At 42.6% G+C, this 13,983-nt stretch carries 12 protein-coding genes; 1 reads left to right on the top strand and 11 read right to left on the bottom strand.

The genetic code is table 11. The features are described from left to right. Window positions 1-96: 96 nt before the first annotated feature. The 4 genes from ychF to V7654_RS21195 all read right to left on the bottom strand — a co-directional run bounded on the left by ychF (window position 97) and on the right by V7654_RS21195 (window position 4,685). Complete coding sequence (ychF, locus tag V7654_RS21180) at window positions 97-1,197, bottom strand: redox-regulated ATPase YchF (RefSeq protein ID WP_335432831.1); 1,101 nt, start codon at window positions 1,195-1,197, stop codon at window positions 97-99. Between the two features lie 302 nt (window positions 1,198-1,499). Continuing rightward, complete coding sequence (locus V7654_RS21185) at window positions 1,500-3,491, bottom strand: molybdopterin-dependent oxidoreductase (protein WP_335432832.1); 1,992 nt, start codon at window positions 3,489-3,491, stop codon at window positions 1,500-1,502. A gap of 93 nt (window positions 3,492-3,584) precedes the next feature. Continuing rightward, window positions 3,585-3,779 carry a DUF951 domain-containing protein gene (locus tag V7654_RS21190; RefSeq protein ID WP_229366285.1) on the bottom strand — a complete coding sequence of 65 codons (195 nt, stop codon included), beginning with the start codon at window positions 3,777-3,779 and terminating at the stop codon, window positions 3,585-3,587. 15 nt (window positions 3,780-3,794) lie between these two features. Further along, window positions 3,795-4,685: a mechanosensitive ion channel family protein gene (locus tag V7654_RS21195; RefSeq protein WP_335432833.1), complete on the bottom strand. Its 891-nt coding sequence runs from the start codon at window positions 4,683-4,685 to the stop codon at window positions 3,795-3,797. A 561-nt stretch (window positions 4,686-5,246) separates the two neighbouring features. Between V7654_RS21195 and yyaC the strand changes: the two genes are divergently transcribed. Further along, entirely contained in the window at window positions 5,247-5,879 is a 633-nt protein-coding gene (gene yyaC / locus V7654_RS21200) for a spore protease YyaC (protein ID WP_335432834.1), read from the top strand. Window positions 5,880-5,967: 88 nt separating this feature from the next. Here yyaC and V7654_RS21205 read toward each other — a convergent pair whose 3' ends face one another. The 7 genes from V7654_RS21205 to mnmE form a co-directional block, all read right to left on the bottom strand. After that, complete coding sequence (locus V7654_RS21205; protein WP_335432835.1) at window positions 5,968-6,678, bottom strand: DUF554 domain-containing protein; 711 nt, start codon at window positions 6,676-6,678, stop codon at window positions 5,968-5,970. 148 nt (window positions 6,679-6,826) lie between these two features. After that, window positions 6,827-7,675, bottom strand: a complete 849-nt coding sequence (locus V7654_RS21210; protein ID WP_335432836.1) for a ParB/RepB/Spo0J family partition protein — start codon at window positions 7,673-7,675, stop codon at window positions 6,827-6,829. Then, entirely contained in the window at window positions 7,668-8,429 is a 762-nt protein-coding gene (locus V7654_RS21215) for a ParA family protein (protein WP_335432837.1), read from the bottom strand. Before V7654_RS21215 ends, V7654_RS21210 begins: the two co-directional genes overlap by 8 nt. A 245-nt stretch (window positions 8,430-8,674) precedes the next feature. Further along, complete coding sequence (noc, locus tag V7654_RS21220) at window positions 8,675-9,556, bottom strand: nucleoid occlusion protein (protein ID WP_335432838.1); 882 nt, start codon at window positions 9,554-9,556, stop codon at window positions 8,675-8,677. A 214-nt stretch (window positions 9,557-9,770) separates the two neighbouring features. After that, window positions 9,771-10,487 carry a 16S rRNA (guanine(527)-N(7))-methyltransferase RsmG gene (rsmG, locus tag V7654_RS21225; RefSeq protein WP_335432839.1) on the bottom strand — a complete coding sequence of 239 codons (717 nt, stop codon included), beginning with the start codon at window positions 10,485-10,487 and terminating at the stop codon, window positions 9,771-9,773. A 30-nt stretch (window positions 10,488-10,517) separates the two neighbouring features. Beyond that, window positions 10,518-12,407 (bottom strand): tRNA uridine-5-carboxymethylaminomethyl(34) synthesis enzyme MnmG, encoded by a 1,890-nt coding sequence (gene mnmG, locus V7654_RS21230; RefSeq protein WP_335432840.1) that lies wholly within the window; start codon window positions 12,405-12,407, stop codon window positions 10,518-10,520. 69 nt (window positions 12,408-12,476) lie between these two features. Further along, window positions 12,477-13,862 carry a tRNA uridine-5-carboxymethylaminomethyl(34) synthesis GTPase MnmE gene (mnmE, locus tag V7654_RS21235; protein ID WP_335432841.1) on the bottom strand — a complete coding sequence of 462 codons (1,386 nt, stop codon included), beginning with the start codon at window positions 13,860-13,862 and terminating at the stop codon, window positions 12,477-12,479. Window positions 13,863-13,983 lie beyond the last annotated feature (121 nt).

A 13,983-nucleotide genomic window follows, 5' to 3' on the forward strand; every position in this document is an offset into this window, starting at 1 on the left:
CACTACAATCAACAGGTTTAAAAACAACATCGGGCTATAACAGAGCCAAGTGAAAAATAATGAAAGCCCCGCGGTTACACCGCAGGGCTTTAACAATTAGACGTTAAAACGGAAGTGGATGATATCTCCGTCTTTCACTTCATATTCTTTTCCTTCAAGGCGAACCTTTCCAGCCTCTTTGGCAGCAGTCATTGAGCCTGCTGCAAGCAAGTCATCATAATGCACTGTTTCTGCCCGGATAAATCCGCGCTCAAAGTCTGAATGGATAACGCCGGCACATTGTGGTGCCTTCATACCGCGGCGGAATGTCCAAGCGCGGACTTCCTGCACACCAGCAGTAAAGTAAGTAGCCAGTCCAAGAAGGCTGTATGCTGCACGGATTAACTGGTCCAAACCTGATTCTTCGATGCCAAGCTCTTCAAGGAACATAGCTTTTTCTTCACCTTCAAGCTCAGCAATCTCTTCTTCGATCTTCGCGCAAATAACGATTACTTCAGCATTTTCCTTTGCTGCGAATTCGCGGACCTTCTGGACATATTCATTATTGTTCGGATCTGCAACCTCATCTTCACTTACGTTTGCCACATAAAGCATTGGCTTGATTGTAAGCAGATGCAGGTGTTTAACAATCTTCATCTCTTCATCTGAGAATTCAACCGCACGAGCCGGCTGTTCCGCTTCAAATGCCTCGCGAAGGCGAGCTAAGATAGGGAATTCGATTGCTGCTTCCTTATCTTTTTGCTTAGCAAGCTTTTCAACACGGCCAATTCTTTTTTCAACTGATTCAAGGTCAGCAAGGATTAATTCCAGGTTAATAACCTCGATATCAGATATAGGATCTACTTTACCTGCAACGTGTGTGATATTGTCATCTGCAAAGCAGCGAACTACCTGACAGATTGCATCTACCTGGCGGATATGTGAAAGGAACTTGTTGCCGAGGCCCTCACCCTTGCTCGCGCCTTTAACAATCCCGGCGATATCAGTAAATTCAAAAGCAGTTGGTACAGTCTTTTTCGGCTGTACAAGCTCAGTCAATTTATTTAAACGATTGTCAGGAACTTCAACAATCCCTACGTTCGGGTCGATCGTACAGAACGGATAGTTTGCTGATTCAGCACCAGCCTGTGTAATTGCATTAAACAAAGTCGATTTCCCTACGTTAGGAAGTCCAACAATACCTGCTGTTAAGGCCATCCATGTCACTCCTCTATATTAAAAAATATCTATTCAAGCTAGAATCACCTAAACGATTTTGCCTCTCACAATTATAGAGATTACCGGGTGAAAAGACAAGCACACAATAAGAAAAGCGCAAGCGCTGGAGGGCGGATCGAAGCGACTCGAGGGGCTAGGCGCTGGAGCTGGACATTTTTCGAAGTGATTAAAATACTTATTATATTTTTCGAAAAGCAAATTGATCATGTACATTGAAAGGATGTTCCCCACATTCCGGTTTACAAAGTAAAAACCGCACTCCAAAAGAGTGCGGCAACAGATCATATGAATTCTACTTTTTCAATGTTAACAAGACAATCATACAAAGTGCTTCCTAAGCCATTGTCTGATTCCCTGCTTGAGGTAAGCTGGTTCACCGATCCGCCAAACCTTGCACTCAAGCCTTCATCAATATTCACAGTCCCGGGATGGGCGTTTTTCATTACGGAGACATATCCGTTAATTTCTCCCCGGTCATTCCACACACGAACATGATCTTGGTTTTTGAGCCCCTTTTCAACCGCGACGCTTTCGGCGATTTCTACCTTTACATAAGGCGCAGGCTCAAACAGCTGAAAATGCTGTGAATGGTTGGAACGCAAAGGATGAATGGTCAAAAAAGTATATGGATATTTTTTTGCCAGCTCTGGATTCGTCCATTTCGTTTCTGTCGGCAGTGACAGTGATAGATTCCCTTTCGAAGAAGTGAATTCGTATTTCCCGCTTGGCGTTTTAAAATGACGATCACTCCACGGAATTTTATTGACAGGGAGCTCCACGAATTTTTCCGTGCGGATTTTATCAAGAGTAATTCCGTTTTCGACAAGCGAAGCCAGCCCCATACCGAGGAAGCCTTCTCTTGTAAAATCAAACTCCTCACCAAAGCCTAAACGCTTTGCCAATTCTGTCCAAATCCACGCATCAGGCCTTGCTTCCCCAGGAGGCTCAACCAGCTTAGGACCATGATTCACGTAATGATGGTACATGGAAGAATAATAGACATCCTCCACTTCAAAAACTGTGGCAGCAGGCAGGACATAATCTGCGAGCATGGCTGTATCTGTCATAAACTGGTCGATGACTACTAAAGTTTCAAGTGAAGAAAAAGCCTCTTTTACCCTATTTGTATCCGGAACCTGGGTCATTGGATTTCCGCATGTGACAATCCCCATTTTGATTTCGGGATCGATAGCCGATAGAATGCCTTCTGCCTGCCTCATCATCGTGAACGTACGTGATGCGGTCTTCCGTTTCGGCAACGTCATTTCGTTGAAGGCAAAGCTTTGGCCTACCTGTTTATTTGCATAATTGGCTCCGCCGCCAGGAATCCCGATATTGCCGCTGACTGCAACCAGTGCATCAATCAGCCTGATTGTATTTCCCCCGTTTTCATATCGCTGCATTCCCAAGCCCATGATGGTAGAAACTGGACGGTCAGCGTACACTTTAGCAAGATGAGTAATGATTTCTGCAGGTACCTCTGTCATTTCACTGATTGATTCCAATGTAACGCTGTTCAGCACTCCCAATAAATCAGATAATCCGACTGTATGGTTTACTAAAAATTCCTCGTCCTGTAAATTCAATCTCATTATTTCTTTCATGATACCTGCAGCCAGAAGGCCGTCAAAACCAGGCTTGATTGATATATATTCATCTGCAAGCTTTGCAGTCGCATTATAGATCGGATCAATAACGTATAGTTTTGTACCATTCTTTTTCACTGCCTGAAGGTTTTGATATAAGTGCATATTTGTCCGGGCGACATTTCTTCCCCAAATGACAACATGCTTGCTATTTTTCAAGTCTTCAGGTGCATGGCTGTACGCATCGCCGAAATCCCAGTTTTGCGCCTCGATGCCAGCTCCCCAACAAATTGAGCCTGTCAATTCTGTCACACCACCATAAAGATTAAAGAATCTGCTGTCCAGATTGGTAAGCAGCCCGCTGTTGGCATAATCATGGCTATGCAGAACAGAAGTAGAGCCATACGTTTCTTTATAATAAGCAAGTTTTCCAGCTATTTCATCGAGTGCATTTTCCCATGAGATCTGTACAAAGCTGTCTCCAGCCTTTTTCAGAGGATATAGCAATCGTTCCTGTGAATTGGCCCGGTTCTCAAGCATTCTGCCGCGCCCGCAAATCTTTCCCTGTGTGATTGGATGCTCAGGATTGCCTTCAACCTTCATTACTTTTCCATCTTCAACGGTAACAAGGAAGCCGCAGCTGTCCCAGCAATTTAACGGACAAGCCGAATGATGTACTGTTGCCAATTCCTCATCTCCCCATCTCTATCTATTTAGTCAATCTAAATATATTTTTTTATTAATAAGGATAATATAGAAATCTTAAAAAAAGAAGCAGGATTATTCTTCCTGCTTCGATAAAATCTTCTTCACTTTACGGGTAAATTCTTTTCTTGGAATTAAGACACTGTGCTGGCAGCCTTCACATTTAATTCGGATATCCATGCCAAGCCGGATGATTTTCCACTTGTTTGTGCCACAAGGATGTGATTTTTTCATTTCAACAACATCATTAAGCTGAAACTCGTGCTCCAATTTCTGACCCTCCTGTTATTTTCCGAATTCTTTCTGTGCCCCGCCTTCTTGACGGGAATACATCACCATTCTTGGGAATGGAATCTCAATTCCATGCTCATCAAGGACAAGCTTTATATCTTTGCGAAGCTGTCTACCAATGTACCAGTGTTTCATTGGCAGAGTTTCAGCGACAATACGGAGGACAACCTCAGACGCGGCGAATTGCTGGACTCCTAAAAGCTCAGGAGCCTTCACAAGCTCAGGATATTTGTCCGTCGTTGTATCAAGATAATCCTGCAGCACTTTCTCTGTATATTCAATATCTCCTTCATAAGCAATGCCGATATCAAGTACTGCCACACTGTTATATAAAGAAAAATTCGTGACTTCTACGATGCTGCCATTTGGAAGAATATTAATTTCCCCTGTAAAGCTTTTAATCTTCGTCGTCCGCAGCCCAATTTCCTCCACGGTCCCTTCAAATGGGCCAATTCTTACATAATCTCCAACAGAGAATTGATCTTCAAAGATAATGAAAAAGCCAGTAATGATGTCCTTCACAAGGCTTTGTGCGCCGAAACCGACAGCAAGCCCGACGATCCCTGCTCCTGCCAGCATGGCCTGAACATTTATTGTCAAAGCAGAAAGAATCATCATAATGGAAATAAAATAAACGGCGTATGAAAGGATATTTTCAAGCAGCTTCATTAATGTTGCTTCGCGCCGTTCCGAAATCCGTAAAGGAGATTTCGTCCTCACCTTAAAAAAATTATGGATCGCCAGTTTACCCACTTTAATCAGTAATCCTGAAATAATCAGGATGGCGATGATTTTAAGGATACTCTCTCCAACGCTCAGCCAAATATCTTCATTCATCAGCTTTTCGCTGACTTTATTAAAAAATGTCTCTGTTTCTTTTATCATTAAATTATTTCACCTGCCTGAACTAAATAAATGCTATTTTCGCTTTGGTTGCATTTTTCCGTTTGCTCACATCGTTCCGTATTCGATGGCTCCATTAATAAAGGCATCCATGCAAAAGACCTGGAAGAGGTTTTTTCACAAAAGATGAATTTAGTACAAAGTTTACGGAACGTACATAATTAAAACACAATCATTTTAACAAGTTTTATAATGGAGATAAAGAAATACTAACAGTAAAACCGCAAGATTTCATTCATTTACTTTATTAGGCTTCTTTTATTCTCTTTATCCTCAATCAGAGTTTAGCTCGCAAACTTTAAGCTCCAATAAATCCTTCATCACAACGATTTTATTATTTTACAATAACAATAACATTTTATTAAAGAGCCAAAATAATGATTTTACATATTATTTTCCCCTTAAAAGCTATTAGGTATTTATTCCCTCAAAATGCACTCTCTGCTCCAAAAGGCCCTGTTTAAATCTTTCTGTTTACAGGTATGTATAGATTACAAAAAAAGTCCGTATACTGATAGTACGAATTTTTAAGGAGTGGATCCAATGAATCTCAAAAACCATTTTTTCGAGCGAAAGAGCAGTGTAGCGAAAATTAACCATGAAGATGAATTGGCAGCCGGAAAGCTGGCCACGGAAATTCTGGATCTTTTGCCTAATTTCACCGCTCGTCCAATCGTTTTTGTCTGTATCGGAACAGATCGCTCAACTGGTGATTCACTGGGTCCACTAATCGGAACCTTGCTCGAAGAAAAGAACATCACGCCTTTTCATGTATACGGAACTCTTGATGATCCAATCCACGCCGTTAATATGGAAGAAAAATTAGCCGAAATTAAACAAAAACACTTCAATCCATTTATCATTGGCATAGACGCCTGTCTTGGCCGCTTGAAAAGCGTCGGATCCATCCAGGTAGGGAATGGTCCTGTCAAACCTGGAGCAGGAGTTAATAAAGATCTGCCAGAAGTGGGAAATATTCATATAACCGGCATCGTGAATGTAAGTGGCTTCATGGAATTCTTTGTTTTGCAAAATACAAGATTGAACCTTGTTTTAAAAATGGCCAAAACAATCGCAAATGGAATCTTTGAAAGCAGCTTGCAATTTCCTAAGAAACAGGAATGGCCCAAATTAAGCTGGGAGCTTGATACAGAACAACCAACAGTTGCAGAATAATAAAAAGGAAGGATCATTCATGAGTCCTTCCTTTTCTTATATGTCCAGCTCCAGCGCCTAGCCCCTAGAGACGCTTGCGCTTTCCTTATTATATCCCATTAAAACTATGAGTGACCGCTACAAGGATAGCCGTAACCAAAATGCCAGGGAGCAGGTTCGCAACCCTGATTCTGGTTAACCCAATGAGGTTCAAGCCGATCGCAAAAATCATTACTCCTCCTGTTGCTGTCAGTTCGAGAATAAAGCTGTCCATCAATGCCTGCGGGATCCATTTATCGATTTGAGTGGCAAATAAAGCGATTGTTCCCTGATAGAGCATGACTGGAATCGCTGAAAAAAGAACACCAATACCTAGTGTTGTAGTCAAGATTAAAGCGGTGAAACCATCAATGATTGCCTTCGTATAAAGAACATCATGGTCGCCGCGGATTCCGCTGTCTAACGCACCAATAATCGCCATTGCTCCGATGACAAATATCAGCGTTGCCGTTACAAATCCTTGCGAAATACTGCCTTCACCCTTTGAACCGAGCTTCCTTTCGAGCCAGTCCCCTACAGAATTAAGCTTATCTTCTAATTTTAAGGCTTCCCCGATCACAGCCCCCATCACAAGGCTTAAAATCACAATCAGGAAATTAGCGCTCTTAAAACCCATTTGCAAGCCTAAAACCATTACAGACAACCCGATTCCGTGCATAACTGTAGCTTTCATATTTTCAGGAATCCTGGTCAGCAGCTTTCCCAGCATAGTCCCTATTATGATCAATAACCCATTTACAATGGTGCCGAGTAAAAACATTTCTTTCACCTATTATCCTTATTTCCTTATTTTTGAGCTCGTTACATTTCATTTTCAATCAATAAAAGACACTTTGGACACAACCAGAGATTTATTATATTAAAAAACCAAAAATATGATTAAAAAAAGAAGCCATCAGTTTGATAGCTTAGGAGTTTTGCAGGTCTAAAAGTTCCAGAATCCGTTCGAGGTCGTCTTTTGAGAAAAATTCTATTTCAATTTTCCCCTTATTCTTGGACTGTTTGATATTAACTGTCGTGCCGAAACGTTCCCGCAGCGAGGTTTCCTGTTCACGGATGAAAACATCTTTTGTCTCTTTTTCTTTCTTTGTTTCACGTGGAACAATTTCATTCAACTGTTGGATCAGCTGCTCCAGCTGGCGGACATTCAGGCCTTCTTTAAGAATTTTATCAACAAGAGCAGGAAGCTGGTCTTTTTTTCGTAAACCTAGCAGAGCCCTGCCGTGTCCCATTGAAATTTTGCCATCAGAAATGTGCTGCTGAATTTTTGGAGGCAATGATAACAGACGGATATGGTTGGCTAAATGCGGCCTGCTCTTGCCCAGCCTTTTGGCCAATTGTTCCTGTGTAATCTTCAGCTTTTCCATTAAAGTCTGGTAGGCAATACCCTCTTCAATTGGATTCAGATCCTCGCGCTGAAGGTTTTCAAGTACAGCAAGCTCCATCATCTGCTGTTCGTTTAAATCGCGGACGACAGCAGGAACTTTTTCTAATTTTGCTTCCTTAGCGGCACGGAACCGCCTTTCACCAACGACGATTTCATAGCCTTTAATCGTCTTCCTCACAATGATTGGCTGAAGGATACCATGTTCAATGATGGATAGTTTAAGTTCTTCGATTGCTTCCTTCTGGAAAACTTTTCGTGGTTGATAAGGATTTGGCCTGATTTCTTTGATGCTGATTTCCTGGACTTTTTCGTCTTTACCGGCTTCCTCTTTAAATAAAGCGTTTAATCCCTTACCTAAGCCTTTAGCCATTCGCAACCACTTCCTTTGCAAGATCTAAGTAAACCTCGGCCCCGCGGGACTTCGGGTCATAAATGATAATTGGCTCTCCATGGCTAGGAGCTTCACTTAGACGGACATTCCGTGGAATAATGGTTTTATAAACCTTGTCTTGAAAGTATTTCTTTACTTCCTCGATTACTTGCAGGCCTAAATTCGTACGCGCATCAAGCATCGTCAGTAATACGCCTTCGATTTTTAAATCCTGATTCAAGTGCTTTTGAACTAAGCGGACAGTATTAAGAAGCTGGCTTAATCCTTCCAAAGCATAATACTCACATTGTACTGGTATAATGACTGCATCCGATGCAGTTAAGGCATTAAGCGTCAGTAATCCCAGCGATGGCGGACAATCAATCAATATATAATCAAAATCACCTTTAACTTCTTCTAACGCGCGCTTAAGGCGCACTTCCCTCGAAATGGTGGGTACAAGCTCTATTTCTGCACCTGCAAGCTGGATTGTTGCAGGAATCGTGTAAAGATTTTCTACAGCGGTTGGATGGATTACGGACCTGGCTTCCACATCATCTACAAGCACATCGTAAATGCATTGCTCCACGTCAGCTTTATCGATACCAACTCCGCTCGTCCCATTGCCCTGAGGATCTATATCTACCAAAAGAACTTTCTTTCCTATGTATGCAAGGCATGCGCCAAGATTCACAGAGGTAGTCGTCTTACCGACTCCACCTTTTTGATTCGTAATCGCAATAATCTTTCCCACATTGTCACCTACTTTCGAACCCGTAAATTACTTATACAGCTTTTTCAAAGCCAATAAATTAAGCTTTACTATCGATTCAAAGAGAAAATAGGCTCCCACGAACCGAAAAAAGCAATCATGTATTCTATTTTATCATGAAATAACGTAGTTGATAGAATTTTTCTTAAAAAGAAATAACTTGTAATATTTTATTATATTAAACTAAAAAAAGTGGGGAGACAGCACGTCCCCCACTTCCATTAACATTATTTCTTTTTTGGTATACGAATCGTGAATTGATAAAAATCCTCAAACTCTGCTTCTTCAGAATCAAGATTGATCCCGCTGTCGGAAACCATTGTCAGCGACTGGCGAATCGTATTGACAGCAATCCGCATATCCTTGCTGAAGGCCTTCCGTTTCGGTTTAGGCTTTTCTTCATTTTGAGTCAAAATCTTGACTACCCGTTCCTCAGTCTGCTTAACATTCAGTGATTTCTCAATGATTTCCTCAAGCAGCTGAACCTGAAGCTGTGGATTTTTCAACGGTATTAATGAACGTGCATGACGCTCTGTAATCAATTTATTCAGGAGAGCGTCCTGGACTTCCTGAGGAAGTTTAAGCAGTCTAAGTTTATTTGCAACCGTAGATTGCCCCTTTCCCAGTCTTTGCGCAAGCGCCTCCTGGGTAAGATTATGAATTTCCAGTAATTTCCCATATGCCATCGCTTCTTCAATCGGGGATAATTCTTCACGCTGAAGGTTCTCGATTAACGCAACGGATGCTGTTTCTGAATCAGATAAATTTTTAATGATTGCGGGAACCTCGTCCCACTCCAATTTTTTCATTGCTCGCCAGCGGCGTTCACCAGCAATGATTTCAAATTTATCCTGGTCATACTCACGGACGACGATTGGCTGGATTACTCCATGTATATGAATGGTACGGGCCAATTCCTCAATTTTTTCATCATCAAAAACGGTTCTTGGCTGGTATCTATTTGGAATAATATGGTCTATCGGAATTTTCTTTATCTCTTCGTTCTCTACGATTTCAATATCCTCAACCGTTTGTTCCACTTCTTCGACTTCCATCCGTTCTTTTTCCTTTTCCCCAAGGCCAAAAAAGCGAGAAAAAGAAGGCTTCATCACCCTACACCACCTTTATGAACTCCCTATTACATATTCTCTATAAAAATGACAAGTTCCTGCCTATAGACTTTATTATAAACTAAAATTAATCTTCAAAATAGGACAAAAAGCGCAAGCGCCTTGTAAAGACCAAGTGAACAGCGACTCCGTAAACATTGAAGAGACATGCCAGGGAACCCAAATGGCCAGGCGCTGAAGCTGGGTAAGAACTCTATTCTATTGGTGTTTTATTCGGCGTTCCTGGTTTTCTTGGATACTGCTTCGGTGTCGGCTTTTTCTTATTGATGATCAGGATATTTCGTTCGCTCTCTTCCACCGGGAGTTTGAAGGAATGTATTGATTCCAGTTCCCCGCCAAGCACATTGATTGCTTTTTCACCAACCTGAAGCTCCTCGCCAGCCTGGTTGCCTTTCATGGCCACAAATGTGCCGCCTACCTTAACCAATGGCAGGCAAAGCTCGCTCAATACGGACATTCTGGCTACTGCTCTCGCCATCACGACTTGATATTTTTCGCGATGGGCAGGATTTTTCCCAAACGTTTCTGCCCGATCATGGATAAAAGTCGTATTTTCAAGCCCAAGCTCTTTTGATAGATGCTCCAAGAAGGTAATCCGCTTATTCAAGGAATCAACAATCGTCACTCTTAATTCTGGAAAAGCTATTTTTAAAGGAATGCTTGGAAAACCGGCTCCAGCCCCAACATCGCATAAATTGAGCGGCTTATTAAAATCAAAATAGAAGGCTGCAGAAATGGAATCGTAGAAATGCTTTAAATACACTTCCGGTTTTTCAGTTATTGCAGTTAAATTCATCTTTTCGTTCCACTCGACGAGCATATGATAATACTTTTCATACTGCTCTATTTGCTTTGGAGAAAGATCGATCCCCTTCTCGGCAAGCATTAATTTAAATTGATCTGTATTCATAAGCCAACCCTTTCTGTCCTTGCTGCTGGATTAATTGCTGGAAATGCGCGCGATGCGTCCCTGCTCCATGTAAACGAGCAAAATCGAAATATCCGCTGGATTTACACCTGAAATCCTGGATGCCTGAGCCAATGTAAGCGGACGGACATCTTTCAGCTTTTGGCGAGCTTCTGTCGCAAGACTTGAAATCGCGTCATAATCGATATTCTCAGGGATTTTTTTATCTTCCATTTTCTTCAGACGTTCTACCTGCTGTAGTGATTTTTCAATATATCCCTCGTACTTGATCTGTATTTCTGTTTGTTCTGCAGTGTCAAAATCCAAATCAACATCCGCAGGTACAAGCTGTTTAATATGCTCATATGACGCTTCAGGCCGTTTCAGAAGGTCAGAGGCACGAATTCCATCCTTCAATTCGCTGCCGCCCATTGAACGGATTAATTCTTGTACCTCGGCAGTTGGTTTGATGATGATGGAACGAAGACGTTCCTTCTCCGCCTCAACTGCTGACTTTTTCGCTAAAAATTTCTGATAACGCTCTTCTGGAATCAAGCCAAGCTCATAACCCTTGTCTGTTAAACGAAGATCGGCATTGTCATGGCGGAGAAGCAGGCGGTATTCTGCACGTGAAGTCAATAAACGGTATGGTTCATTTGTTCCTTTAGTAACAAGGTCATCAATAAGAACACCGATGTAAGCATCTGCCCTGCTCAAGATGACTTCTTCCTTGCCCAATGCCCTTCTTCCTGCATTGATACCGGCCATTAGTCCCTGGCCTGCTGCCTCTTCATAACCTGAAGTACCGTTAATTTGGCCTGCAGTATAAAGGTTTTTTACCTTTTTAGTCTCAAGGGTTGGCCAAAGCTGGGTAGGCACGACTGCATCATACTCGATCGCATAGCCTGCACGCATCATCTGGACTTTTTCAAGTCCTGGGATTGTCTGAAGGATTCTTTGCTGGACGTCCTCTGGCAAGCTTGTAGAAAGACCTTGAACATAAACTTCTTGAGTATTCCTACCTTCAGGCTCAAGGAAAATCTGGTGGCGCGGCTTATCATTGAAGCGTACGACTTTATCTTCAATAGACGGGCAATAGCGCGGACCGGTACCTTTGATCATTCCTGAGTACATCGGGGAGCGATGCAGATTATCGTCGATCAATTGATGAGTGCGCTCATTTGTATAAGTCAGCCAGCATGGAAGCTGGTCCGTAATATACTTTGTTGTTTCGTAAGAAAACGCACGGTGGACATCGTCACCAGGCTGGATTTCTGTTTTATCATAATCGATTGTATCGCTATGAACACGCGGAGGCGTTCCTGTTTTAAAACGAACTAGATCGAAGCCAAGCTCCTCAAGGTGTTCTGAAAGCTTGATCGACGGCTGCTGATTGTTCGGTCCGCTTGAATATTTCAATTCACCGAGGATGATTTCACCGCGCAAATACGTTCCCGTCGTAATGACCACGGTTTTAGCACGGTATGCCGCACCTGTCATTGTGACTACCCCGCGGCATTCGCCATCTTCAACAATTAAACGTTCAACCATTCCCTGTACCATCGTCAGGTTCTTTTCATTTTCAAGTGTTTTCTTCATTTCATGCTGATAATCAAACTTATCCGCCTGCGCCCGCAATGCACGTACTGCAGGGCCCTTTCCGGTATTCAGCATCCTCATCTGGATGTATGTTTTATCAATATTGCGGCCCATTTCCCCGCCAAGAGCATCGATCTCACGTACCACGATTCCCTTTGCAGGTCCGCCGATTGACGGATTACATGGCATAAATGCAACCATATCAAGATTGATCGTAATCACTGCTGTTTTCGCGCCCATGCGAGCCGCCGCGAGGGCTGCTTCAACACCTGCATGTCCAGCACCGACTACAACCACATCAAAATTTCCGGCTTCATATTGCATCCTGCTGCCTCCTTTTATTTAGTCCGCTTCAAATCCAGCTGACTTTATCACATGATGTATATTAAATGATTATTTTCCCAGACAGAATTGCGAGAACAACTGGTCAATCAGGCTCTCATGGACACTTTCCCCGATGATTTCACCGAGCAGCTCCCATGAGCGAGTCAAATCGATTTGGACAATATCAATTGGCGTCCCCATTTCAACTCCATTAATCGCTTCCTCAATAGAGTTGACCGCCTGGTTAAGAAGCGCAATATGGCGGCTGTTCGAAACGTACGTAAGGTCCCCAGATTCAATCGCACCGGAGAAGAACAGGCTGGAAATCGCTTCTTCAAGCTCATCGACACCCTTATCTTCTAATAAAGAAGTCGTTACAAGCGAATAATCCTTCGCAAGCTCCCTTACTTCATCCAAATCTATCTTTTGCGGCAGGTCGGTTTTATTGACAATAACAATGACATCCATGCCTTCAACCGCTTTGAAAATGTTTCTGTCCTCTTCCGAAAGCTCATCCGAATAGTTCAGAACCAGTAAAATCAAATCTGCTTCCTTCAGAACCTGGCGTGAACGCTCCACACCAATTCTTTCAACGATATCTTCCGTTTCCCTGATTCCCGCTGTATCGAGAAGTCTTAATGGAACACCGCGAACATTGACGTATTCCTCAATAACATCTCTTGTCGTACCTGGAATGTCCGTAACGATTGCTTTATTTTCATGCACTAGACTGTTCAGCAACGAGGATTTTCCGACATTCGGACGGCCGACAATAACGGTAGACAGCCCTTCCCTGAGAATCTTCCCTTGCTGTGAAGTCTGCAGTAATTTTTCTAGCTCGCCTTGTACATACTTCGCTTTTTCCAAAAGCATTTGATGTGTCATTTCCTCGACATCATCATATTCAGGATAATCGATGTTCACTTCCACATGAGCAAGAATCTCGAGGATTTCCTGGCGAAGCTTCTGTATGAGCCTTGATAAACGCCCTTCCATCTGTCCAAGTGCCAGATTCATCGCCCGGTCTGTTTTCGCCCTGATCAAATCGATAACGGCCTCAGCCTGCGAAAGGTCGATTCGTCCATTTAAAAAAGCCCGTTTTGTAAATTCCCCCGGCTCCGCCAGCCTTGCTCCCTGATTGAGTACAAGCTGGAGCACACGGTTTACAGAAACAAGACCCCCATGGCAATTGATTTCGACTACATCTTCCTTCGTAAATGTTTTCGGTCCTCTCATGACAGAAACCATTACTTCCTCAGCAACTTGTCCGCTTTTCGGATCAATAAGATGTCCGTAATGGATCGTGTGGGATGCCACCTCGGTAAGCTTCTTGCTCCCAACCCCTTTAAACAAACGGTCAGCAATTTCAAAAGCCTGATCACCGCTCAATCGGACAATCGCAATAGCCCCTTCACCCATCGGCGTCGAAATCGCCGCAATCGTATCAAATTCCACTTGCTTCACCCCACTTCACTTTAAAATTATTTATATTAATTTTTACGTAAGTTTGTTTTCTACAAATTACTAGAATACCACATCATTTTATTGAAAAAAAGAAACACATACTCATTCTTTA

Origin of the sequence: Bacillus sp. JJ1609 (assembly GCF_036967045.1) — a bacterium.
Taxonomy (GTDB): domain Bacteria; phylum Bacillota; class Bacilli; order Bacillales; family Cytobacillaceae; genus Mesobacillus.